The following is a 23,172-nucleotide window of genomic DNA, read 5'->3' on the forward strand; positions in this document are numbered from 1 at the left end:
GACTCCCAGGTGCTCCGCACCGCCACCCACGGCAGGCTGGGGAGCGGTCGGCAGCGGCGCCAGGTCGCTGCCCGGAGACGAGAGGAACGACCATGCGCAAGCAGATCACCATCGCCGCCGCCGCGGCGCTCGCCCTCGCCGGCTTCACCGCCGCGCCCGCAGTCGCGGCACCGGCTCCGGCGGCGACCGCCGCCATCGCGCAGGCGACCGACCTGCAGCAGGTGCGGGCGCTCATCCTGCAGCAGACGAACCAGCAGCGCGCCGCGGCGGGCCTGCCCGCGCTGCAGGCATCCGCATCGCTCGACGCGTTCGCGCAGGACTGCACGCAGCGGCAGGCGGATGCGCGCAGCATCTTCCACTGCGACCCGCCGGCGGACTTCGGTCGCGCCTGGGCCGAGAACGTCGCGTTCGGGCAGAGTCCCGACCGCGTGGTCGCCGCGTGGATGGCCTCCCCGGGCACCGCGCGAACATCCTGAACCCGCGCTACACGCACCTCGGTGTCGGCTACGCGCTCGACGCCGACGGGCGCACGCACTTCACGCAGAACTTCCAGCTGCCCCGCTGACCAGCAGGGCGTCGGCGCCCGTCGTACCTCAGGGTGCGGCGGGTGTCGCCGTGAGGGCGTCGCGCACCAGCTGGTGCACCTGATCGAAGTCCGCATCCGTCGGGTCGATCAGCGGCGGCACGAGTTCGAGGGTGCCGCGCGGCTGGTCCCGGGCCTCGAGCAGCAGCGCCGCGAGCGTGCCGACGGCGCCCTGGGGCACGTCGGTGCGCACCAGGTTGCCCACGGCGGGCGCGATCGTGCCGAACGAGGTGAGCAGGGTCCACGGGTCCGCGGCCGCGATGAGCGCGTCCTGCACCTGACGCTGGCGAGCCATGCGGTCGTAGTCGCTCGTGCCGTACCGCACGCGAGCGTAGGTGAGCGCGCGAGCGCCGTCCATCGTCTGCGCGCCGGGCTCGAAGTAGTCGACGACGATCGGGTTGCCGCGCGAGTCCTGGTGGAACGCGACCGGGGTGCGGTTGGGCACCTCGATGGTCACCCCGCCGAGCGCGTTGATGAGCTGCTCGAAGCCGCCCATGTCGACGAGCGCGAAGTAGTGGATGGTGAGTCCCGTGGCGCCCTCGACCGCGTCCTTGGTCGCCTCGATGCCGCTGTCCGAGCCGTTCGCCTCGGCGTCCGGGTAGAGGTCCTGGTCCCAGGTCATGACCCGGCTGTAGTAGGCGTTGATCTGGCAGGCGCTGCCGCAGGGGTTGTCCACGGTGACGAGCGGCGAGTCCGGCGCGAGCGGGATGCTGCTGAGGTCCCGCGGGATGCCGATGGTCGTGGTTGCGCCCGTCTCGGCGTCGATGCTCACGACGGAGATGCTGTCGGGGCGGAGCCCCTCGCGGTCGGCGCCGGCGTCCCCGCCCAGCAGCATGATGTTGTAGCGCCCGTCGGTCGGCGCCGTGATGAGGCCGGGCCGGAACTCGTCGGCGAGCAGCTTGCGCTGCGCGCTCAGGGAGCTGCCGGCCCACGCGAACGCCCCCGCCATGAGCGCCAGCACGGCGACGGATGCGACGACGACGGTGAAGCGCGGCCTCGCCGGCACGCGCACGAGCTTGACGAGGATGAGCGTGTTGAGCGCGAGCAGCGCCCAGACGAGCAGGATCGCGGCGAACACGACCTGCACGGCGAGCACCCCCACTCGGTGGTGAGCACCGTCAGCGGCACGGCCGGCACGAGCAGCAGCGACACGACGAGCAGCACGACGAGCGCCCAGAACAGGAACGTCATGATCGCACCGAAGCGCCCGAAGCGCTTGCGGCCGGCCACGATCTGCGCCGAGCCGGGCAGCACGATGCCGAGCAGCACCAGCCACCAGGCGCGGCGGCCCATGAGCCGCGGCGACGCCAGGTCGGGGTAGCGCAGCGGCAGACCGGAGCGGCTGGCCGAGCTCACAGCGAGCGCTGGAGCGCCGCGTTCTTCTGCGCGACGAGCTCCTCGAGGGAGGCGGCGTACTCGGCCAGCCTCGCGGTGAGCGCCGGGTCGCCGGCGGCGAGGATGCGCGCGGCCAGGAGCCCGGCGTTGCGCGCGCCGCCGATGGAGACGGTGGCGACGGGGATGCCCGCGGGCATCTGCACGATGGAGAGCAGCGAGTCCAGGCCGTCCAGCTTCGCGAGCGGCACCGGCACGCCGATGACGGGCAGCGTGGTGACGGAGGCGAGCATGCCCGGCAGGTGGGCCGCTCCCCCGGCGCCCGCGATGACGACCTCGATGCCGCGACCCGCGGCCTCGGTGCCGAAGTCGATCATGCGGCGCGGCGTGCGGTGCGCGGAGACGACCTCGACCTCGAAGGGGATCTCGAACTCGGTCAGGGCCTTCGCCGCCTCGCCCATCACGGGCCAGTCGGAGTCGGAGCCCATGACGACGGCCACGCGGGTCTGCTGCATACCGGTCATGATAGGCGCGCTCAGCCGAACAGATCGGCAGCGGCGCGAGCCCGCGAGCGCACGTCGTCGAGCGACGCGCCGATGGCGGTCACGTGCCCGACCTTGCGGCCCGGGCGGCTCGTCTTGTCGTACCCGTGCAGCTTGACGTCGGGGTGCGCGGCCATGGCCTCGGCGTAGCGATCGGTGAACGCCTCGCCAGCGGGACCGCCGAGCACGTTCGCCATGACCGACCACGGAGCGATCGGCGAGGAGTCGCCGAGCGGCAGGTCGAGCACGGCCCGCAGGTGCTGCTCGAACTGGCTGGTGACGGCGCCGTCGATCGACCAGTGGCCGCTGTTGTGCGGGCGCATCGCGAGCTCGTTGACGAGGATGCGGCCGTCCACGTGCTCGAAGAGCTCGACGGCGAGCACGCCGGTGACGCCCAGCCCGTCGGCGACGCGCGCGGCGATGCGGCGCGCCTCCGCATCCGCTTCGTCGCTCAGATCGGGAGCGGGGGCGAGCACCTCGGCGCAGACGCCGCCGCGCTGGATGGTCTCGACCGTCGGCCAGGCGACGGAGGCACCGGAGGGGCGACGGGCCACGAGGGCGGCGAGCTCACGACGGAACTCGACGAGCTCCTCGACGAGCAGAGCGCCGCCGCGGCCGTCCTCGGCGAGCGCCGCGAACCAGTCCTCGGCTTCGGCGGCCGAGGAGATGACCCGCACGCCCTTGCCGTCGTAGCCGCCGCGCGGCGTCTTGAGCACGCCCCTGCCGCCGTTGGCGGCGAGGAAGTCGGCGAGCTCCGCGGTGTCGTGCACGGCCGCCCAGGCGGGTGCGGGCAGGCCGAGCTCGGTGAGGCGGGCGCGCATGAGCAGTTTGTCCTGGGCGTAGCGGAGGGCGTCCGGGCCCGGGTGCACGGGCACGCCGCGCTCGATCAGCGCGCGCAGCACCGGCTCGGGCACGTGCTCGTGGTCGAAGGTGATGACGTCGACGTCCTCGGCGAAGGCGAGCACGGTGTCGAGGTCGCGGTAGTCGCCCACCGCCGTCGCGGCGATGGCGGCCGAGGAGTGCTCGGCCTCGGCGAGCACGCGGATCTCGAGGCCCAGAGCGATCGCCGGGGGCACCATCATGCGCGCGAGCTGTCCGCCGCCGATCACGCCGACCTTCATCCAGATCCTCCGGTTCCCGGCCGAGCGCTCACGCGACGGCCGCTAGCATCGAGTGCTCCCCATCCTTCCGCATCGCCGGGCCCCTCGGCGCCGATCCGCCCCGGAGGCCGCATGACCCGCCTCCGCGCGCTCATCCGCTCGCTGTGGGAGAAGCTGATCGGCTACGCCGTGCGCTTCGGCGTGGTCGGCCTGGCCTGCTACGTGCTCGACACGGCGATCTTCAATCTGCTGCGCACGGGTGCCCTGGGCGATGGTCTCCGCGAACCGCTCACGGCCTCGACCGCGGCCTTCGCCGTCGCCCTCGTGGCCAGCTGGATCGGCAACCGCTACTGGACGTTCCGGAACCGACGACGAGCGGACCCCTGGCGGGAGTTCGCCGAGTTCGCCGCGGTCGCGATCGGCGGCTTCCTGATCGGACTGCTCTGCGTCTGGGTGTCGCACTACGTGCTCGGCTTCCAGTCGCTACTGGCGGACAACATCGCGCGGAACGTGATCGGGCTGGTGCTCGGCACGGCGTTCCGGTTCCTGCTGTACCGGTACTGGGTCTACGGCAACCGTCGCACAGTCGCACCGGCGGAGTGACGCCTCACTCCGGTCGCAGGTGCGTCACGTCGGCGGCGGCGAGCGACTCGAGCGTGCCGTCGTCGTAGCGCACCACCAGCCGGCCGTCCGGGTCGATGTCGACGGCGAGCGCCTGCGCATCCGCTCGTCCGGCGCGCACGATGCGCACCCGCCGACCCGGCGTCGAGCTGACGGCGCGAACCCGACCGAGCAGCCCGTCGCGCTCCGCGTCGCCACCGGTCCCGGCGAGCGAGGCGGTCGCATCGAGCAGCCGGCGCAGGTAGCCGGCGAGCACGGCATCCGCCAGCTGCTCGGCCTCGCACTCCACCCTCCAGCAGCAGCGAGGTGGCGAGCTCCGTCGGCAGCTCGTCCACCTCCAGCGTGAGGTTCACCCCGGTGCCCACCACCACGCCGTCGGGCACCAGCTCGGCCAGCACGCCCGAGATCTTCCGACCCCCTACCTGCACGTCGTTGGGCCACTTGACCGCGACGCGCTCCGAGGCCCCCGCGCGCTCGCCGAGCAGCTCGGCGATCGTCTCCGCCAGGCAGAGGCCTGCGAGCAACGGGAACCATCCGTAGCGCTCGAGCGGCAGGCCGGGTCGCAGCAGCACCGAGGCGGCCAGGCAGCGCCCGGCCGGCGCCACCCAGGTGCGGCCGAGCCGGCCGCGGCCGGCGGTCTGGTCCAGGGTCACGACGACGCTGCCGTGCTCGAGCCCGTCGGCGAGACCGACCAGCTCGGTGTTCGTGGAGCCGACGGAATCGAGCGCGATGAGCCGCGCTGCGACGGCGGTGGCGAGCGGATACGCGGAGCCCGGGGTCATGCACGGCACTGTACCGACGCGGCCCGCCCCACAGGCGGCATCCGGGGCCTGCACAGCCGTGCCGGTCTAGGCTGACCCCGCCCGGTGCCCCCGGGCTCGCCCCGTGCCGAGCTCGGGCCCAGCACCCGACGAGGACCCATGACCGAACCCGAAGCCATCCCCAGCCGCCGCGAACTGCGCGAGCAGGAGCGCCGCGGCGGACGCGGACGCAAGACCGCCGTGCCCCGTCGGCGTCGGCGCTGGCCGTGGATCGTCGGCTCGATCGTGCTCGTGCTCGCGCTGGTCGCCGGCGGCGGCTACCTCTGGTACCGGAACGTGCGCAGCGACCTCGCACAGGTCACGCGCCTCGACGACAGCGTGTTCCCCGGCGAGGAGGAGCGTGCCGAGGACACGACGCCGGACGCCCTGAACATCCTGCTGCTCGGCGCCGACGACACCGGCGAGCTCGGCAACGACATCAACGAGGTCACCCGCCGCAGCGACACGATCCTCGTGCTGCACATCCCGGCCGACCGGCAGAGCGTGCAGGTCATGTCGATCCCGCGCGACAGCTACGTCGAGGTGCCGGGCTTCGGCGAGCAGAAGATCAACGCCGCGCTCAGCGAGGGCGGCGTCTCGACGGCCGTCTCCGTCATCGAGGGCATCATCGGCGATCGGGTCGACCACATCGGCATCATCGGTTTCGACGGCCTGGGCAAGATGGTCGACGTGCTGGGCGGCGTCACGGTGACGAACGACATCGGCTTCCGCCCCCGCCTGCTGCGGCAGAACTACTTCCCCGAGGGCGAGCTGACGCTCGAGAACGGCACGCAGGCGCTCGCCTTCGTGCGCGAACGGCAGTCCTTCCCCGACGGCGACTTCCAGCGCATCCGCAATCAGCAGGAGTTCATCCGCTCGATGGTGCAGAAGATGCTCGACACCGGCGCCCTCTCGAACCCGGTCACCCTGAGCAACCTGCTCGGCGAGATGGCCCCCTACCTGGCGCTGGACGCCGGGCTCAGCAATTCGCGGCTGGTGGAGATCGCGAACGAGCTCTCGGCCGTGCCGCCCGAGAACATGACGTTCTTCACGATCCCCACGCTCGGCACGGGCACCGAGGGCGGTCAGTCGGTGGTCTATCTCGACGACGACTGGGTGGACCTCGTCGGTCAGCACTTCGCCGCCGACGATCTCGACACCTTCCTGGTGCGGCGGGTGGAGGACGAGGCGACCCAGTAGGACGAGCGGATGCGGGCATCCGCCCCTCCTGCACGCCCGCGCCAACGGATCCCCCTCGACCCTGTCGGAGCGCCACAAAGGCCGACCCCTCGGCCCGCGCTACTGTGGGGGACGTGACCGCCGAGAACACTGCCGCTCCCGATCTTTCGACCACCGCGGGCAAGCTCGCCGACCTGCAGCAGCGGTACCACGAGGCCGTGACCGCCGCGGGCGAGGCCGCCGTCGAGAAGCAGCACGCCAAGGGCAAGAAGACGGCCCGCGAGCGCATCGAGGAGCTGCTCGACCACGGCAGCTTCGTCGAGCTGGACGAATTCGTGCGGCACCGCACCCACGCGTTCGGCATGGACCGCAAGCGGCCCTACGGCGACGCCGTCGTCACCGGCACCGGCACCATCCACGGCCGCCAGGTGGCCGTGTACTCGCAGGACTTCACGATCTTCGGCGGCAGCCTCGGGGAGGTCGCCGGCGAGAAGATCATCAAGGTGATGGATCTCGCGCTCAAGACGGGTGTGCCGATCATCGGCATCCTCGACTCGGGCGGTGCGCGCATCCAGGAGGGCGTCGTGGCCCTCGGCAAGTACGGCGAGATCTTCCGCCGCAACACCGCCGCCTCGGGCGTGATCCCGCAGATCTCGATCGTCATGGGCCCGGCCGCGGGCGGTGCCGTCTACTCCCCGCGCTCACCGACTTCGTGATCATGGTCGACAAGAGCTCGCAGATGTTCGTCACCGGGCCCGACGTGATCAAGACCGTCACCGGCGAGGACGTCGGCATGGAGGAGCTGGGCGGCGCGCTCACGCACAACTCCGTCTCGGGGGTGGCGCACTACCTGGCCAGCGACGAGTCCGACGCGCTCGACTACGCGCGCAGCCTGATCAGCTACCTGCCCGACAACAACCTCACCGAGGCGCCGGTGTACGACGCCGAGGTCGAGCTGGAGACGACGGATGAGGACCGTCGCCTGAACACGATCATCCCGGACTCCCCGAACCAGCCCTACGACGTCAAGAGCGTCATCGAGCACGTGGTCGACAGCGGCGAGTTCCTCGAGGTGCAGCCGCTCTTCGCCCCGAACATCGTGATCGGCTTCGCCCGGGTGGAGGGGCGCAGCGTCGGCATCATCGCCAACCAGCCGTCCTCGATGGCCGGCACGCTGAACATCGACGCCGGCGAGAAGGCCGCGCGCTTCGTGCGCTTCTGCGACGCCTTCTCCATCCCGATCCTCACCCTCGTCGACGTGCCCGGCTACCTGCCCGGCACCGACCAGGAGTGGACCGGCGTCATCCGCCGCGGCGCGAAGCTGCTCTACGCCTACGCCGAGGCCACCGTGCCGCTGGTGACGGTCATCACGCGCAAGGCCTACGGTGGCGCGTACATCGTGATGGGCTCGAAGCAGCTCGGCGCCGACATCAACTTCGCGTGGCCGACCGCCGAGATCGCGGTGATGGGCGGCCAGGGCGCGGTGAACATCCTCTACCGCAACGAGATCAAGGCCGCCGAGGCCGCCGGCGAGGACGTCGCAGCCGTGCGCGCGCGCCTCGCGAACGAGTACACCTACAACGTGGCCTCGCCGTACCTCGCGGCGGAGCGGGGCGAGCTCGACGGCATCATCGAGCCGGCCGCGACCCGTGTCGCGATCGTGAAGGCGCTGCGCGCGCTGCGCACCAAGCGGGCGAGCCTGCCGGCCAAGAAGCACGGGAACATCCCGCTGTGAGCCTTGACCAGGGTTCGCCGCTCGACCTGCGCTTCGTCGCCGGATCGCCGAGCGACGAGGAGGTCGCCGCGGTCGCCGCGGTGCTGACCGCCGCCATCGAGGAGCTCGCGGCGCGCGGTGGCGAGGTGTCCGGCCCGCGACGCCCGGGAACCTCGGCGTGGAGCCGCTCGCAGCGCCCGCTGCGCACCCCGCTGCAGCCGGGGCCGGGGCGCTGGGCGCACGAGGGCCGCTGACGGCCTCAGGGCGGCGCCTTGCGGGCGCTGCCTGCGCACTCGCATCCGCTCCGCTCAGGTCACAGTGCTGCCCGGGCACTGCCTGCGCGCTCGCATCCGCTCAGCTCTGCTCGCAAAATCAGGAAGCTCGGCCCGACACGCCCAGGGCGGTGGCCGGGACCTCGGCGTGTCGCGCTGATGTTCCTGATTTCTTGACATGGCCGAACGGGGTGGCCAGACAGGAGGGGCCTGAGGAGGTGGCCAGATGGGCTGGCCAAGCGGAGGGGCAGGCGGAGGGGGCAGGCGTAGGGCCAGAGGAACGCGGTGGTCGCCGACCGCGGCCTCCACCTCGCCGCGCTGGCGCGCATCCGCTCGAGGTGCAGTGCTTCGGGAGCAAGACCGTGCGCAAACCGCACGCGCCGATGCCCACACACCGGACGCCCCGGCGGCCCGGGCTCGACGCTCGGGCAGGGCGATGCGTCCCCCATTCGGACGGTGGCTCACGGAGCGCATCCTCCTCGATGGGCGGCACGGCACGACCGCGACGCCGCTCGGGCGCTAGGCTGAGCTGACGGGTGACCGTGATCGCTCCGGCGCTATCCCCCGCACCGAGCGGTCCGCGTCCCCGTGTCCCCCAAAATGACGACTACCTTCACGGTGGCTCGTCGAGCACTATGACTAGTGCACGGTGTCGCTTCTGTCGACACCACCTCTCATTCACCGACAAGGGTAAGCGGGTGAATGACTTGGGGGAGGGCTAGGACGGTATTCGGGTTATCGTCCTAGCCCGCATCTCGTTAACGGGCGTGCAGCGGATGCGCGATCGCAGGCCGCGCGCAGCCGGCTGGTGGTAGCGGATACCGACGCATCCGACCCGCTGCAGCGAGAACGGGTGCGTCCGACCCGCGACAGCGGATACCGACGCATCCGACCCGCGGCAGCGAGAACGGGTGCGTCCGACACCCGTCGCCGCGCTCGATGGACTCGTCACGTCGTCCAGAACGACGGGGCCGGAAGAGCCGGTGAGTGACGAAATGCAGGAGATCCGGCGCGACACGCCGAGGTGGCAGGGCGACTCGCCGGGAGCCCGCAAGGATCTCCTTCATTTTGGTCCGGGTGGCCCGGCGAAAAGGTCCGGGTGGCGCGGCGGAGCGGTGCGGGCGGCGTGGCGGGCTACCGCTCGCGCGGGATCTCGAGCCAGAGGTCGACCTCGTCCTCGGCGTCCTCGTCGAGCGCGCCGAGCGCGGCCGAGTCCTCGGAGACCGAGCGCAGGCCGACGATCGTGACGGCGATCTCCGATCCGGTCGGCACGGTGCGGATGATGAGGCGGTCCGTCCGCACGCCCTCCAGGGCCCTGGCGAGGTCGGCGAGCACGCGCTCGCGCGCGCCCTCGGCCAGGTCGTCGAGCCCGCCCTCGTCGAGCAACGTCACCGCGGTGCCGGCGCGCCGGGCCTCGAGGATGCGCTGGCGCACCGCGTCGTCGAGCAGCCCGCGCCCGCGGATCTCGTCGCGGATCGACGCCTCGAGCAGCAGGCTCTCGCGTTGATCCTCGGGCGCGAGCCGCCCGCCGGTCACGATGATGCGGTTGAGCATCGGCAGCGCCATGCGCCGCGTCTGGCGCAGGCGGACCTGGCGCTCGTTGAGATGCGCCTCCTGCGCGGCCTGCCAGGCCTCGGTCTCGCGCTCGGCGTCGGCGAAAGCCTCCGCCTCCAGGGCGGCCCGGGCCACCGCGACGCCGATCATGTGCGTCAGCCCTACCCAGACGGCGCTGCCGACCACGCCGAGCGTCGCCAGGGCGATCGGGCCGGCCCAGAGCGCCGTCTGCACGCCGAGCACGACGATCCCGATCCAGGCGATCGCGTGCCGTCGCCGCGCCGAGACGATGACGAGCAGCGTGCCGACGGCGGCGATGTGCCAGGTGGCGTAGCCGCTGCCCTGCGGATGCGCGGGATCGAGGTCGACCGTCACCAGCACCGGCAGGATGGCCGACACCACGAGCGCGAAGATCGCCTCCCACTCGGGCATGACGACCGGGCCCCAGGGACGCAGCACGATGACCGTGACGATGGCGTAGAGCGCCATCGCCGTGATCAGCGCGGCCGGCGAGCTGTGGTCGCGGTACGAGAAGGCGGCGAGCACCAGGTGGTACGCCGAGAACAGCGCGCCGAGGGCCGAGAGCAGCGAGCGCTTGATCGAGATGTTGTTCACGCTGGCTCCCCCGCCCACACGATGCGCACGCGCACGCCGTGGCCCGCCGAGGCGGTGAGCTCGGCGCGCCCGCCGACGCTCGCGACGCGATCGACGATCGAGACCCGCACGCCGAGGCGGCCGGGCGGCAGCGCGTCCGGGTCGAAGCCGACGCCGTCGTCGCGCACCTCGATGGCCACGCCGGATGCGCCGGCGGTGAGCTGCAGGGTGCGGCGCGCCTGCTCCCCCGCGTGCTGGGCGGAGTTGACCATGGCCTGCACCGCCGCGGAGTAGAGCGCCTCGGCGACGTGGGCGGGCAGCATCCGCTCGGCGTCCAGGGAGGCGGGGATCAGCTCGAACGGCGCCTGCAGCACCTCGGCCGCGGCGACGAGCCTGCGGCGCAGCTCCTCGGCCGACACCTCGGCCTCGGGCGGCACGACGGCATCGCCGTCACGGAGATGCCCCATCGCGCTGCGCGCCATCCGTGCGGCCATGACCTGCTCCTCCGGCGTGCCCGCACGCGCCGCGGTGAGCAGGGTGGTGAGCACGCTGTCGTGCACGATCGCATCGACGTGCACGCGCTCGAGCTCGGTGGCGTGCTGACGCACGGCGCGGCCGTAGCGGCCGAGCGCCGTGGCCTGCACCGCGTCGACGGCGGCCGCGGCCTGGCGCAGCAGGGTGATGATGACGAGCGCGGTGCCGCCGAGGACGAGGGTGTAGGTGCCGTCGAGCAGCGCCTGGCGCGGCTCGAGCCCGCCGCCCGCGGGCAGGAGCCGCTGCACCACGTAGATGACGGGCATGAGCACCGCGAAGCCCGCGGCGACCGGCACGGGGAAGGCGTAGGTGGCCGTGGCCACGGCGACGGTGACGAGGTACCAGACCCACGGCATCGCGCCGGCGTAGGAGCCTCCCGTCGCGAAGACCCAGGTGCTCTGCGCGATGAGGAACACGATCGCGAAGCCGGCCGCGGCGGGCCGGGCGAGGGTCGAGCGGAAGGCGGCCGCCAGCACCGTCGCGATGGCGACGGCCAGGCTGCCGGCCGCGGCGATCGTCCAGACCGGGTCCGTCAGGGCGGCCTGATCGATCAGCAGCGGCACGGTCTGCACGAGGTAGACCAGGGCGACGAGGGCGGTGCCGCGCAGCACCAGCTGCTCGACGGTCGCGCGGCTGACGGGCGTTCGGCCGGCGGAGCGACGCGGCGGCCGCACCGGCGGGCGCAGCGGCGCGACGGCCGGGAACTCAGCGGCCACGGCGCGCATCCGCTCGTTCGCAGGCGTCATCGGCCGGGTGGCGGCGTGCATCCGCTCGTCCGGATGCGACGGCGGGGCCGGCGTGGGCCGCCTCGCGAGCGGATGCGCACCATCCGCCCCGGCCGCTCATCGCGCTTCCGGCCCGTCGGTCTGCAGCCCGGGCAGGATGCCGTCCTCGACGGCGCGGCGCAGCAGGTCGACCTTGGTGGGCGCGGGGCGGCCCACCTCCACGTACTTGGCGCGGATGCGGTCGAGGTACTCGCGGGCCGTCGAGTAGCCGATGCCGAGCTGCTGCGCGGCGAGCTTGAGCGGCAGGCCCGAGGCGTAGAGATGCAGGATCTCACGCTCGCGGCGGCCGAGCTGCGCCTTGGCGAAATCGCCGTCGGCGTCGATCGCGGTGGCCCACTCGAGGTTGTTGAGCACGTCGCCGCGTGCGACCGTGGCGATCGCGTTCATGACCGTGCTCGTGGCGCTGGCCTTGGGGATGACGCCGGCCGCGCCCGCGGCGAGCGCCTCGCGGACCAGGGCGACGCGATCGGCGATCGAGTGGACGAGCACGGCCGCGCCGAGCACCTGCATCCGCTTCACGTTCTCGGTGACGGTGGAGCCGTCGCCGAGGGAGAGGTCGAGCACGACGACGTCGAGGTCGCCGGGCTGGATCGCGGCCGCGACCTCCGAGGCGGTGGCGCCCGTCGCGACGACCGTGTAGCCGGCCTCCTGGCAGGCGGCGCGCAGGCCGAGACGCACCGACTCGTGGTCGTCGACGACGCCGACCCGCACGGCGCTCATGCGTCGATCGGCACGAGCGTGCCGACGGCCTCGAGGTGGTGGGTGTGCGGGAACAGGTCGAAGGCGCGCAGCTTCTCGAGACGCCAGCCCAGCTCGGCGAAGGTGCCGACGTCGCGCGAGAAGGCGACCGGGTCGCAGGCGACGTAGACGATCTGCGCGGGGGCGAGCGAGGCGAGCCGTTCGACGACCTCGCGGCCGGCGCCGGAGCGGGGCGGGTCGAGCACGACGGTGGCACCCTTGGCGCCCCTGGTGCCGACGGCGCCCTCGAGGTCGACGAGGAAGCGGTCGACGCGGGCGTTGACGGTGCGCGCGCCCAGCCAGTCGGCGAGGTTCTCGGCGGCGTGCTCGGTGGCGCGCTCATCCGATTCCACCGAGGTGATGCGGGTCCTCTCGCCGAAGCGGTCGCCGACGGCCGCGGCCAGCAGGCCGACGCCGCCGTAGAGGTCGAGGTTGCCGGCGGCGGCGTCGAAGCGCTCGGGGATGATCGCCTCCTGGACGGCGTCGGTCAGCACCTGGGCGGCGCTGCGGTGCACCTGCCAGAAGCCGCCGTCGTCGAGCTGGAACTCCCGCTCGCCCACGCGCTCGACGATCGGGCTCGGAGCCTGCTCGTCGATGATGAGGCGCGCGCCGCCCTCGGCCGCGAGGAGCACATCGACGCGCTGGACGCCGACCATCTTCTCGGCGAGGGGAGCCGCCTCGGCGACCTCGGCGACGGCGAGCGGCAGGGACTGCACGGGGATCACGCGGTTGCTGCGGGCGGCGTAGGGGCCGACGGTGCCGCCGCCGGCCACGTGCAGGCTGATGCGGGTGCGGTAGCCGAGCCCGTTGACGCCCGTGTCGCCCGTTACCGGTTCGACGGGGACGTCGCGCTCGACCTTGCCGAAGCGGGCGAGGGACTCGCGCAGCACCTGCTGCTTGAGCTCGCGCTGATGCGACAGGTCGATGTGGCCCAGGTCGGCGCCGCCGGCGCGGTCCTCGGGGGCCCGCTCGATCGAGGCCTCCGCCCAGATGTGCTCGCGGCGGTGCGGGCTCGCCTCGAGCACCTCGACGGTGTCGGCGCGCCAGAACGACTTCTTCTGCTCGGTGACCCGGGCGCGCACGGTCTCGCCGGGGATGGCGTCGCTGACGAAGACGACCCGCCCGTCGAGCCTCGCGATGCCGAGACCCCCGTGAGCTAGCGTGGTGACCGTCAGTTCGACGTCCTGATCCCGAGCGATTGCCATGCAACGAGCATCCCACACCCCCGTTCGCCTCTATCTCGCCTCGACCTCCCCCGCCCGCCTCGCGACGCTGCGCGCGGCCGGCGTCGAGCCCGTGCTGATCAGCCCCGGCGTCGACGAGCAGGCGGTGGTCGACGCCGAGGAGGCGCGCCGCGGCTCGTCCCTCGGCGCCGAGGAGTTCGTGCAGCTGCTCGCCAAGGCGAAGGCGGAGGCCGTGGCCGGTGACCCGTCGATCGACGGTCTGGTGCTCGGCGGCGACAGCGCCTTCGCGATCGCCGGCCGCATCCACGGCAAGCCCCACCGCCCCGAGGTGGCGAAGCAGCGCTGGCTCGAGCAGCGCGGAGCCAGCGGAGTGCTGCACTCGGGGCACTGGCTCATCGATCACCGGGGCGGACGTCACGGGGATGGCGTCGGAGCGGTCGCGGCAGCCGGGGTCTCGTTCGCCGACGACATCACCGAGGACGAGATCGACGCGTACATCGCCACGGGCGAGCCGCTGCACGTGGCCGGCGCGTTCACGATCGACAGCCTCGGCGCCGCGTTCATCACCGCGGTCGACGGCGACCCGCACGCGGTGGTCGGGCTCTCGGTGGCGACCCTGCGCGGACTCGTCCGCGAGCTCGGGGTCGACTGGACCGACCTCTGGAACATCCCCAAGCGCTGACGACGCGGATGAGCGGATGCGGTCGCCCGCATCCGCTCATCCGCTGTTCCCCGGCTTCGCGCCGGCTCGCTCGACCGCCGACGCATGCGCCAGGAGTTCAGGAGCCCGGCAGCGGCACGCCGCCCGGTGCCGGCGGTTCCGCGGCGCGTCGCTCCAACTGTTCCTGAACTTCAGCTCGGGCAGGAGGCAGGACCCGACGTTCCGGGCTCAAGCGGCGGGTGGTTCGTGCAGCGGTCATGGCGTGGAGCGCTCGATGCACGATCGACGCCGATCGGGTGCCGCCCCTGCTGGAGATCAGGAGCGGGGTGGCGCCACGCCGGGGCGGAGCAGGAAGTCCTCGGCGTGTCGGGCGTCGGCTCCTGAACTCCAGCCTGGGCTCGCGCGAGCGCGGGAAGGAGCGCGGGGCCGCGGGGTGGGTGCGCGGGGTGGGCTGGCGCCGAAGGTCGGGCAGGGGCTGAATGCGGGGCTGGGGCCGAACGTCGAAGAGGGGCTGGATGCGGGGCAGGGGCTGGAGGCGGGGCAGGGGACGAGCGGATGCGCATCCGCTCGTCCCCTGCGTGACGTGCGGCCGCTACTTGGCGAGGAATGCCAGCAGCTCGCGGTTGAACTCGTCGGCGTGCGACACGTTGATGCCGTGCGGGCCGCCGACGACGACGTGCAGCTCGCTGCCGCTCAGCGCCTGGTGGGTGCGCTGGCCCGAGCCCTCGAAGGGCACGGTGCCATCGCTGTCGCCGTGGATGATGAGCGCCGGCACCGTGACGGCCTTCAGGTCCTCGCGGAAGTCCGTGGTCGCGAACGCCTTCATCGCGCCGAGCGCGGCGTGCTTGTCGGCCTGCTTCGCGAGCGCGAGGGCCTGCTGGCGCTGCTCCTCGGTGACGGCGATGGTGCCGTTCGCGGTGAAGAAGTCCTTCGTGAACTGGTCGTAGAAGGCGGCGTCGTCCTCCTTGAGGCCCGACTCCATGCCGTCGGCCGTCTCCTGGTCGAGCGGACCCTCGGGGTTGTCGTCGGTCTGCGCCAGGTACGGCGGCACCGCTGCGGCGAAGACGGCGCTGCGGATGCGGTCGCTGCCGAACTTCGACAGGTAGCGGGCCACCTCGCCGCCACCCATCGAGAAGCCGACGAGCGTCGCGTCGCGCACGTCGAGCGCCGAGAGCACGGCGTCGAGGTCCTCGGCGAAGGTGTCGTAGTCGTAGCCCTGGCGCGGCTTGTCGCTGCGCCCGAAGCCGCGGCGGTCGTAACTGACGACGCGGTAGCCGGCGGCGGTGAGGGCGGGGATCTGCTCGCTCCACGACTCGCCGCTGAGCGGCCAGCCGTGGATGAGCACGACGGGACGGCCGGCGCCGCCGGTGTCGTCCACGTGGAGGTTCACGTCGGTCAGGAGTCCGTGGTGTGCGGTGATCTCGGTCATGCGTTCACTCTGCGAACGATTCGAGCCGACGAGTCGAGCCTGAAGCTGCCGGTCAGCCTGCTCCCGCCCTGCGTCGATGGATCGCTCGGAGCGGATGCAGGAACCCAGCCGAGCGCGCTGCGGCTCCGAACAGCTCAGTCGGCGTCGGCCTTGGCGACCGCGTCGAGCACGACCAGTTCGCAGTGCTCGCACCACCAGTACGGCTGGCTGACCGAACCCTCGACCGCGAGCGCCCTCAGGCAGTTCGGGCAGTTCGGGGCGGCGACATACATGGCGGTCACGGTACGTGGGGGCTACGACATCGCCCGACCGCTCGCACGTGCCGTCCAGTGACCCTCGTCGAGGGCGCGGTGTCCGGACAATCGAGCCTGCTGCACTGACCGGACACCCCGGAGTGGGCGCACATCTTCGCTCGGCAGTCTCGTCACCTACTCAGCCTCCCGCATCCGGAAGGACCGAACCATGACCCTGCACGATGCATCCGCCGGGCCCATCGCCGCGACCGCTCGCGAGACGATCACGCAACCGTCGCTCGGCCGGGTGCCCGCGGCGGCGATCATCCCGCTCTCCCTCTCGCTCTACGAGATCGTGCTGAACGACCGGCCCATCGGCTACATCGAGGCCGCCGGACCGATCTGGGTGGCGCTCAGCGGCACCCCCTACGCCTTCGCCGTCGAGGTCGGCCAGCACCGCAACCTCACCGCCGCGGTGCGCATACTGACCCACTGACCGCGCCGTTTGTCGTGCGCGTACAACCGTGCCGCGCGAATCGTGGGTGTCGGTGACAGAGCTGGGCGGGGAGCGGCCAATAGGCTGAGGGTCATGCCCCGTATCACCAAGGTCCTCATCGCCAACCGTGGCGAGATCGCAGTGCGCGTCATCCGTGCGGCCCGCGACAGCGGCATCGCCTCCGTCGCCGTCTACGCCGACCAGGATCGCGACGCGCGGCACGTGAAGCTCGCCGACGAGGCCTACGCACTGAACGGCGCGACCAGCGCCGAGACCTACCTCGTGATCGACAAGATCCTCTCGGCAGCCCGCCGCAGCGGCGCCGATGCCGTGCACCCGGGCTACGGCTTCCTGGCAGAGAACGCCGACTTCGCCCGCCAGGTCATCGCGGCGGGCCTCATCTGGATCGGCCCCTCCCCTGAGGCCATCGAGCAGCTGGGCGACAAGGTCAGCGCGCGCCACATCGCCGAGAAGGCCGGCGCCCCGCTCGCGCCGGGCACCCTCAACCCGGTGGCGGATGCGGATGAGGTGCTGGCCTTCGTGGACGTGCACGGTCTGCCCGTGGCCATCAAGGCGGCCTTCGGCGGCGGCGGGCGCGGCCTCAAGGTCGCCCGCGAGCGCGAGGAGGTGGCCGAGCTCTTCGACAGCGCCACCCGCGAGGCCGTCGCGGCCTTCGGGCGCGGCGAGTGCTTCGTCGAGAAGTACCTCGACCAGCCGCGCCACGTCGAGACCCAGTGCCTGGCGGATGCGCACGGCGACGTCGTCGTCATCAGCACCCGCGACTGCTCGCTGCAGCGCCGCCACCAGAAGCTCGTCGAGGAGGCGCCCGCGCCGTTCCTCACGGCGGAGCAGACGAAGGCCCTGTACGACGCGTCGAAGGCCATCCTCAAGGAGGTCGGCTACGTCGGCGCCGGCACCTGCGAGTTCCTCATCGGCAAGGACGGCACCGTGTCGTTCCTCGAGGTGAACACCCGCCTGCAGGTGGAGCACCCCGTCAGCGAGGAGGTGACCGGCATCGACCTCGTGCGCGAGCAGTTCCGCCTCGCCGAGGGCGAGCCCCTCGGCTACGACGACCCGGCCCCGCGCGGCCACTCCTTCGAGTTCCGCATCAACGGCGAGGACCCGGGCACCAACTTCTTCCCCATGCCCGGCCCGGTGCAGTCCCTGCGCCTGCCCGGCGGTCCCGGGGTGCGCGTCGACAGCGGCGTCACCACCGGCGATGTCATCTCCGGTGCCTTCGACTCGCTGCTGGCGAAGCTCATCGTCACCGGCGGCACCCGCGAGGAGGCGCTGCAGCGCGCCGCCCGCGCCCTCGACGAGTTCGAGGTCGCCGGCCTGCCGACCGTGCTGCCCTTCCACCGCAAGGTCGTGCGCGACGAGGCCTTCGCCCCGACCGACGGCAAGCCCTTCAGCGTCTACACCCGCTGGATCGAGACCGAGTTCGACAACGACATCCCGGCCTGGGACGGTTCGCTGGCCGGCGCCCCGGCAGCGGAGGAGACCGGCCGCCAGAGCGTGGTCGTGGAGGTCGGCGGCAAGCGCCTCGAGGTGAGCCTGCCCGCCAAGATCCTCGCCACCGCCCAGGGCAGCTCCGTCGCCGCCCCGTCGCGCCGCTCGACCACCGCGGTCGCGGCCGGCAAGAGCGGCGACACGGTGACCAGCCCGATGCAGGCCACGATCGTGAAGCTGGCGGTCGCCGAGGGCGACACCGTCGTCAAGGGCGACCTGCTCCTCGTGCTCGAGGCCATGAAGATGGAGCAGCCCATCACCGCGCACAAGGACGGCGTCGTCGGCGCAGTCGACGCGACCGTCGGCACCACGGTGTCGGCGGGGCACCGGCTGCTCAGCATCAGCTGAGGCTCCTCTCCTTCGCGGACGCCCCGCGGCTCGCCGGAGCCGCGGGGCGTCCGTCGTTGCGCACGCGGAGGCGCGGAGGTGCGGGAACGGTCCGCCCCTCCGCGCCGGTCGTCGTGCGCTACTGGATGGCCTCGCGCACCAGCCGCCACTGCTGGGCCTGGCTGCCGTCCGCAGTGCGCTGCTGCAGCAGCGCACCATCCGCTGCGGATGCGCCCTGCACTTCGAGCAGCTTGCCGCTGTTCGCGTTCTGCAGCCACCAGAAGGCGCCGCTGCGCTGCGTCAGCCAGCGCTGCGACGCGTCGCCTGTCGGAGCCCACTGCACGGCGTCGACGCCGTCGGCCGCGGAGGCTCCCGGGATCTCGAGCAGCTTGCCGCTGTTGGCGTTCACCAGCTGGAACTGGCTGCCGACGGCGTCGAGCGTCCAGACCTGCGTCGCGTTGTTCGTGTCGGCCCACTGACCCACGGGCGCGCCATCGTCGAGCGAGGCGGACAGCACCTCCGCGAAGCGGAGGACTACGGCAAACTCGCCGCGCAGACCGCCAGCGCGATGCGCCAGCTCGACCCCTCCATCGAGCTGGTGGTGTGCGGCTCGTCGAGCGCGGCCATGCCGACGTTCGGCGAGTGGGAGCGGGTGGTGCTCAGCCACACCTACGACCTCGTCGACTACATCTCCTGCCACGCCTACTACAACCTCGTCGGCGACGACCTGCCGAGCTTCCTCGCCTCCGCGGTCGACATGGACCGGTTCATCGAGACGGTCGTCGCGACCGCCGACCACGTGGGCGCGGTGAAGGGCTCGAGCAAGCGCATCCAGATCTCGTTCGACGAGTGGAACATCTGGAACATCGACCGGTACCACGCCGAGGACAAGCACACGGCGATCGACGACTGGCCGGTCGCCCCGCGCATCCTCGAGGACGTCTACACGGTCGCCGACGCGGTGGTGGTCGGCGACCTGCTCATCTCGCTGCTCAAGCACGCCGACCGGGTGACGAGCGCGTCACTCGCCCAGCTCGTCAACGTGATCGCGCCGATCATGACCGAGCCGGGCGGCGGGGTGTGGAAGCAGACGACCTTCCATCCGTTCGCCGTCACGTCGCGACTCGCCCGCGGCCAGGCCGTCGCCGTCGACGTGCGCGCCGGGTCGATCGATACCGAGCGGCACGGCACGGTGCCGCAGGTCGACGCCGTCGCGACCGCCGACGGCGACGCGCTCGCCGTGTTCCTGGTGAACCGGTCGACGGATGCGCCGGTCGAGATCGCCGTCGACCTCGGCACGGGTGCGCCCGCGCGCGAAATCGTGGAGGCCGTCGGGCTGTGGGACGAGGACCCCTTCGCGACGAACTCGCTCGAGCAGCCGGAGCGCGTTACGCTGCGCACACTCGAGGGCGCGGTGGTGGAGGATGGCGCGCTGCGGGTCACGCTGCCGCCGGTTTCGTGGGCGGCGGTGTCGCTGCGGTGACCCCCTCAGTTCGTCGCGTCGCCCGCATTCCGGCATGCCGCGGCGTCGGCTGGTGGAAGTGGGCACCTCGGCGGCCGTCGAGCGCCTGCGGGCGAGACGGGGGTTCCGTTCGCTAGCTGAACGGAGCCCCGGGGTCTCGCCACCCGCGCGCCGCGCAGGGTGAGGTTGAGGCATGCACTCACGCACACTCGGCAGGAGCGGCGCGGTCGTCGCCGCGCAGACCCTCGGCACCATGACCTTCGGCAACGAGGCCGACGAATCCACCTCGCACCGCATCATCGAGGCCTACCTCGACGCGGGCGGCAACTTCCTCGACACCGCGGACGTCTACTCGCGCGGCACGTCCGAGCGCATCATCGGCAAGTGGCTCGCCGCGAACCCGAAGGACGCGGAGCGCCTGGTGATCACCACCAAGGGCCGCTTCCCCATGGGCGACGACGCGAACGACTACGGCGCCTCGCGCCGCCACCTCTCGAGGGCCCTGGACGCGAGCCTGCAGCGCCTCGGCGTCGAGCGCATCGACCTGTACCAGGTGCACGCCTGGGACGCGCTCACCCCGCTCGAGGAGACCCTGCGGTTCCTCGACGACGCGATCAGCGCCGGCAAGATCGACGCCTTCGGGCTCTCGAACTACACCGGCTGGCAGATCACCAAGGCCGCGCTGGCGGCCGAGCACCGCGGATGGGCGCCGCCCGTCACGCTGCAGGTGCAGTACAGCCTGCTGGTGCGCGGCATCGAGCACGAGGTCGTGCCCGCGGTGCTCGACCAGGGCATCGGCCTGCTGCCATGGTCGCCGCTGGCCGGCGGATGGTTGACCGGCAAGTACCGCCGCGAGGAGGCGCCCACCGGCGCCAGCCGCCTCGGCGAGAACCCGGAACGGGGCATGGAGGCCTGGTCGCTGCGCAAGGACGACGAGCGCAACTGGGCCGTCATCGACGCCGTGCGCGAGGGCGCCGAGCGCCTCGGCTGCTCCCCCGCCCAGCTCGCCCTGGCCTGGCTGGACCGCCAGCCCGGCGTGACGAGCACCATCATCGGCGCGCGCTCCGTCGAGCAGCTGCAGGCCAACGTCGCCGCGCTCGACGTGGACGTCGACGAGGAGACCCTGCAGCACCTCACCGAGATCAGCCGGCCGCAGGCCGAGGTGTACCCCTACGGCGAGCTCGCCATCAAGCAGCGGCACCGCGACCTCACGCCCTGAGGCTCTCCGCATCCGCTCTCCTCCGTGCCTGGTGGCGTACGGGTGGAGCAGGCGCACGTCAGGCACGACGGTCGCGAGCACCCGCACCGCTCAGGCGCGCCGCCGCCGCGGAAGGGCGAGCATGCCCGCTCCTGCGAGCAGCAGGAGCAGTCCTGCTCCGGCGACGACGCCGGCATCTGCGCCGGTGCGGCTCAACGTCCTGCTGCCGCCCTGGGCCGACACCTGCGGGTCACCGCGATCACGGTCGGAAACAGTATCCGTCGGAGGAGTGGATGGGTCCCGGTCCGAGGGATCCGCCGGAGCCGTCGGGGTGGTGGGATCGGTCGGCGCCGTAGGGCCGGTCGGGGCTGCCCAGTCGGCGCGCGGCAGGCCGACGACGGGGACGGTGACGGAGCTGGCGGCGAGGTCGATCGTCGCACCTGCGGTGCCGACGTAGTCGCCGACGGTGCCGGGGTCGAGCTGCACGGAGTTGTTGTAGAGGATCACGCCGAGGCGGTGCCCGGCGGGGATCACGTGGTCCGCCGCGTAGAGGTCCCACCCCAGCTGGACCATCTCGTCGGCGGCGACGGGCGTGTACCGGGTCAGGGTCTCGTGGTGGGCGAGGCTGGCGGTGCCACGGGAGAAGGTGTAGCTGCCCGCAGCCGTGCTCCGCGCACGCGTGTCCGCTACAAGCAAGTCCTCGTCCTCGGTCGGCTCTCCCCACTCCCGCGCGGTGGGCAGCGCTTCCACGCCCGCGTCGATCGTCCAGTCGACGTACTCCCCCGGTCCGTAGTCGACGAGCGCGGCGGAGACGTTCATGTCGCTCGCTTCGCCGGCGACCCGCAGGGACACCGACGGGGTTCCCGAGATGCGCGTCGCCGTCTCGAACGGCTCGCTGACGTAGATCAGCCGATCGGGACCGGGCTGGGGGTCCTCGGCGCCTGCGGTCATCCCGAACGGCGTGGCGTCGGGCAGCTGCGCACCGACGAAGGACTCGATGCCGCCGCTGCTCGGAGCGGTGGTGATCCGTCCGACGCCACCGTCCCCGCCACCATGCAACGACAGCGGGACCGGGGTCGACCCCGCGATCGGCCAGCGATCGCTCTCGGTCCAGGCGTCCGGGCCCAGCTCGACGCGCACGGCAGGTGCGTCGGTCGCACCGTTGTCGATGCCCATCAGCTCGTGATCGAGCCAGGCGTGCAGGGTGCTCATCCATCCGTCGCGGTCCGCATCGAAGGGGTCGATGTGGCCGCGCTGATGCAACCAGAGTTTCGATTCCACGCCTGCCCGCTGCATCGCCGCCCAGTGCTCGTCGAACTCGTTGGTTCGCACGATCATGTCGCCCTGGCCCATGACGGTGAACACGCTGACCCCGTTCGCGGCGATCCGGTCGACTCGATCCGCGTAGTCCCTCGCCTTCCAGAAGGCGTTGTAGGTGCGCTCCTGCGGGTCGGATTCGGCGCGCATCCGGTCGAAGTCCGCCTGGCACTGCAGGCGCTTCTGCGCTTGATGCTCCCGCAGCCGCGGCGGGAGGGTGGGCTGCTCGGTGCCCGCCGGTTCCGGTTCGGTCAGCCATTCGCTGAACTCGGCGGTGCCGGCCCCGACGTAGACGCCGTTGGGACGGGTGTTGTAGGCGCTGGTGCCTCCGGCGATCGGGATGACCGTCTCCAGTCCGGGGACCGCCTCGGAGGTGGCGACCGCGTTGGCGATCCCGCCGTCGTAGGAGATGCCGGTGACCGCGCTGCGTCCCGAGCTCCACGGCGCATCGACGAGCTCGGCACGGTCGAGCTGCCGGTAGGCGATCGCGTCGGGTTCTCGGTGCAGCCAGCGGATGACGGCGGCGACGGACTCGACGTCGTTCGGGCCGACGTTGTCGACGCAGCCCTCGGACCAGTTCGTACCGGCGACATCGACGGAGAGGTACGCGTAGCCGCGGGGGACGAAGTAGTTGTCGTAGACGCCCGGCATGAAGCGCAGGCTCGACGTGTCGCGGTTCGCGTCGTCGAGGTAGGGCTTGCCGCCCGGCGTGCCGTTGTAGCCGCTCGCCGTGATGATGGACGGCACCGTGCCGTCGGGCGCGGCGGCGGGGCGAACGATGTCCGCTCGCACCAGATCGCGTCGTCCGTCGCGGTCCGAGTCCATGGCCGTCTGCACGTACACGTGCTCGATCACCGCCTCCTCCATCGGGTACAGGGGGTCGGACGCCGCGGGAGCTGCTGCTGCGGGCACCGCGATCGCGGTCGCCGTGAGGACGAGCGCCGCCGTGAAGCCGATCCGCCGTGTCGTCGTCATGTCGAGGGGTCCTGTTCGTTCAGTGGTGGAGCG

21 protein-coding genes and 3 pseudogenes are annotated in these 23,172 nt (G+C 72.2%); 11 read left to right on the forward strand and 13 right to left on the reverse strand.

Annotated elements, in window-relative coordinates; translation table 11 throughout:
* Window positions 1–92: 92 nt before the first annotated feature.
* Window positions 93–565 (forward strand): annotated as a pseudogene (locus QQK26_RS06230) (CAP domain-containing protein).
* A 28-nt stretch (window positions 566–593) separates the two neighbouring features.
* Here QQK26_RS06230 and QQK26_RS06240 read toward each other — a convergent pair.
* Window positions 594–1,679 (reverse strand): LCP family protein, encoded by a 1,086-nt coding sequence (locus tag QQK26_RS06240; protein ID WP_284231145.1) that lies wholly within the window; start codon window positions 1,677–1,679, stop codon window positions 594–596.
* Window positions 1,680–1,691: 12 nt separating this feature from the next.
* On the opposite strand from QQK26_RS06240, the gene QQK26_RS06245 reads away from it, so the two are divergent.
* Window positions 1,692–1,904 carry a hypothetical protein gene (locus QQK26_RS06245; RefSeq protein WP_284231148.1) on the forward strand — a complete coding sequence of 71 codons (213 nt, stop codon included), beginning with the start codon at window positions 1,692–1,694 and terminating at the stop codon, window positions 1,902–1,904.
* A 31-nt stretch (window positions 1,905–1,935) separates the two neighbouring features.
* Here QQK26_RS06245 and purE read toward each other — a convergent pair whose 3' ends face one another.
* Entirely contained in the window at window positions 1,936–2,430 is a 495-nt protein-coding gene (gene purE, locus QQK26_RS06250) for a 5-(carboxyamino)imidazole ribonucleotide mutase (RefSeq protein WP_431307988.1), read from the reverse strand.
* 20 nt (window positions 2,431–2,450) lie between these two features.
* Complete coding sequence (locus QQK26_RS06255; protein WP_284231152.1) at window positions 2,451–3,578, reverse strand: 5-(carboxyamino)imidazole ribonucleotide synthase; 1,128 nt, start codon at window positions 3,576–3,578, stop codon at window positions 2,451–2,453.
* Window positions 3,579–3,689: 111 nt separating this feature from the next.
* On the opposite strand from QQK26_RS06255, the gene QQK26_RS06260 reads away from it, so the two are divergent.
* Window positions 3,690–4,160, forward strand: coding sequence for a GtrA family protein (locus QQK26_RS06260; RefSeq protein WP_284231155.1), 471 nt, complete (start codon window positions 3,690–3,692; stop codon window positions 4,158–4,160).
* Window positions 4,161–4,164: 4 nt separating this feature from the next.
* On the opposite strand, the gene QQK26_RS06265 is transcribed toward QQK26_RS06260, so the two are convergent.
* Both QQK26_RS06265 and QQK26_RS06270 read right to left on the reverse strand, forming a co-directional pair.
* On the reverse strand, window positions 4,165–4,467 hold the full coding sequence (locus tag QQK26_RS06265) for a hypothetical protein (protein ID WP_284231161.1): 303 nt from the start codon (window positions 4,465–4,467) through the stop codon (window positions 4,165–4,167).
* Between the two features lie 94 nt (window positions 4,468–4,561).
* Window positions 4,562–4,960: pseudogene (locus tag QQK26_RS06270) on the reverse strand (biotin--[acetyl-CoA-carboxylase] ligase); the annotation flags it as partial.
* Between the two features lie 138 nt (window positions 4,961–5,098).
* Between QQK26_RS06270 and QQK26_RS06275 the strand changes: the two are divergent.
* The 3 genes and pseudogenes from QQK26_RS06275 to QQK26_RS06285 all read left to right on the forward strand — a co-directional run bounded on the left by QQK26_RS06275 (window position 5,099) and on the right by QQK26_RS06285 (window position 8,125).
* Window positions 5,099–6,178: an LCP family protein gene (locus QQK26_RS06275; RefSeq protein WP_284231166.1), complete on the forward strand. Its 1,080-nt coding sequence runs from the start codon at window positions 5,099–5,101 to the stop codon at window positions 6,176–6,178.
* Between the two features lie 113 nt (window positions 6,179–6,291).
* A pseudogene (locus tag QQK26_RS06280) lies at window positions 6,292–7,892 on the forward strand (acyl-CoA carboxylase subunit beta).
* Window positions 7,889–8,125, forward strand: coding sequence for an acyl-CoA carboxylase subunit epsilon (locus QQK26_RS06285; RefSeq protein WP_284231168.1), 237 nt, complete (start codon window positions 7,889–7,891; stop codon window positions 8,123–8,125). The pseudogene QQK26_RS06280 and the gene QQK26_RS06285 overlap by 4 nt, the downstream one beginning before the upstream one ends.
* 1,152 nt (window positions 8,126–9,277) lie before the next feature.
* Here QQK26_RS06285 and QQK26_RS06290 read toward each other — a convergent pair.
* The 4 genes from QQK26_RS06290 to QQK26_RS06305 all read right to left on the reverse strand — a co-directional run bounded on the left by QQK26_RS06290 (window position 9,278) and on the right by QQK26_RS06305 (window position 13,553).
* Window positions 9,278–10,312, reverse strand: a complete 1,035-nt coding sequence (locus QQK26_RS06290) for a hypothetical protein (RefSeq protein ID WP_284231172.1) — start codon at window positions 10,310–10,312, stop codon at window positions 9,278–9,280.
* Window positions 10,309–11,592: a sensor histidine kinase gene (locus QQK26_RS06295; protein WP_284231174.1), complete on the reverse strand. Its 1,284-nt coding sequence runs from the start codon at window positions 11,590–11,592 to the stop codon at window positions 10,309–10,311. The genes QQK26_RS06290 and QQK26_RS06295 overlap by 4 nt, the downstream gene beginning before the upstream one ends.
* Before the next feature lie 75 nt (window positions 11,593–11,667).
* The gene (locus QQK26_RS06300; RefSeq protein WP_284231179.1) at window positions 11,668–12,330 is read right to left on the reverse strand and encodes a response regulator transcription factor; all 663 of its coding nucleotides are present in this window, start codon (window positions 12,328–12,330) and stop codon (window positions 11,668–11,670) included.
* Window positions 12,327–13,553, reverse strand: coding sequence for a class I SAM-dependent RNA methyltransferase (locus QQK26_RS06305; protein ID WP_284231181.1), 1,227 nt, complete (start codon window positions 13,551–13,553; stop codon window positions 12,327–12,329). Before QQK26_RS06305 ends, QQK26_RS06300 begins: the two co-directional genes overlap by 4 nt.
* On the opposite strand from QQK26_RS06305, the gene QQK26_RS06310 reads away from it, so the two are divergent.
* Window positions 13,552–14,214 carry a Maf family protein gene (locus tag QQK26_RS06310; RefSeq protein WP_284231184.1) on the forward strand — a complete coding sequence of 221 codons (663 nt, stop codon included), beginning with the start codon at window positions 13,552–13,554 and terminating at the stop codon, window positions 14,212–14,214. The two genes, QQK26_RS06305 and QQK26_RS06310, sit on opposite strands and share 2 nt — an antisense overlap.
* Window positions 14,215–14,785: 571 nt before the next feature.
* Here the strand turns inward: QQK26_RS06310 and QQK26_RS06315 are convergent.
* Together QQK26_RS06315 and QQK26_RS06320 are read right to left on the reverse strand one after the other, a co-directional pair.
* On the reverse strand, window positions 14,786–15,622 hold the full coding sequence (locus QQK26_RS06315; RefSeq protein ID WP_284231186.1) for an alpha/beta fold hydrolase: 837 nt from the start codon (window positions 15,620–15,622) through the stop codon (window positions 14,786–14,788).
* Window positions 15,623–15,756: 134 nt separating this feature from the next.
* A complete protein-coding gene (locus QQK26_RS06320) occupies window positions 15,757–15,903 on the reverse strand; it encodes a hypothetical protein (RefSeq protein ID WP_284231189.1) in 147 nt (48 codons plus the stop codon).
* Window positions 15,904–16,084: 181 nt separating this feature from the next.
* On the opposite strand from QQK26_RS06320, the gene QQK26_RS06325 reads away from it, so the two are divergent.
* On the forward strand, window positions 16,085–16,351 hold the full coding sequence (locus tag QQK26_RS06325) for a hypothetical protein (RefSeq protein WP_284231192.1): 267 nt from the start codon (window positions 16,085–16,087) through the stop codon (window positions 16,349–16,351).
* A 93-nt stretch (window positions 16,352–16,444) separates the two neighbouring features.
* Window positions 16,445–18,208 (forward strand): acetyl/propionyl/methylcrotonyl-CoA carboxylase subunit alpha, encoded by a 1,764-nt coding sequence (locus tag QQK26_RS06330; RefSeq protein WP_284231194.1) that lies wholly within the window; start codon window positions 16,445–16,447, stop codon window positions 18,206–18,208.
* A gap of 118 nt (window positions 18,209–18,326) precedes the next feature.
* Here the strand turns inward: QQK26_RS06330 and QQK26_RS06335 are convergent, their stop codons facing one another.
* Window positions 18,327–18,854: an RICIN domain-containing protein gene (locus tag QQK26_RS06335; RefSeq protein WP_348519996.1), complete on the reverse strand. Its 528-nt coding sequence runs from the start codon at window positions 18,852–18,854 to the stop codon at window positions 18,327–18,329.
* Between QQK26_RS06335 and QQK26_RS06340 the strand changes: the two genes are divergently transcribed.
* Together QQK26_RS06340 and QQK26_RS06345 are read left to right on the forward strand one after the other, a co-directional pair.
* The gene (locus QQK26_RS06340) at window positions 18,756–19,670 is read left to right on the forward strand and encodes an alpha-L-arabinofuranosidase C-terminal domain-containing protein (RefSeq protein WP_284231201.1); all 915 of its coding nucleotides are present in this window, start codon (window positions 18,756–18,758) and stop codon (window positions 19,668–19,670) included. The genes QQK26_RS06335 and QQK26_RS06340 overlap by 99 nt on opposite strands.
* A gap of 172 nt (window positions 19,671–19,842) precedes the next feature.
* Window positions 19,843–20,868, forward strand: coding sequence for an aldo/keto reductase (locus QQK26_RS06345; RefSeq protein WP_284231204.1), 1,026 nt, complete (start codon window positions 19,843–19,845; stop codon window positions 20,866–20,868).
* A 90-nt stretch (window positions 20,869–20,958) separates the two neighbouring features.
* On the opposite strand, the gene QQK26_RS06350 is transcribed toward QQK26_RS06345, so the two are convergent.
* Window positions 20,959–23,139 carry a CocE/NonD family hydrolase gene (locus tag QQK26_RS06350; protein ID WP_284231207.1) on the reverse strand — a complete coding sequence of 727 codons (2,181 nt, stop codon included), beginning with the start codon at window positions 23,137–23,139 and terminating at the stop codon, window positions 20,959–20,961.
* Window positions 23,140–23,172 lie beyond the last annotated feature (33 nt).

Source organism: Arenivirga flava, from assembly GCF_030161575.1.
Lineage (GTDB): Bacteria > Actinomycetota > Actinomycetes > Actinomycetales > Microbacteriaceae > Arenivirga > Arenivirga flava.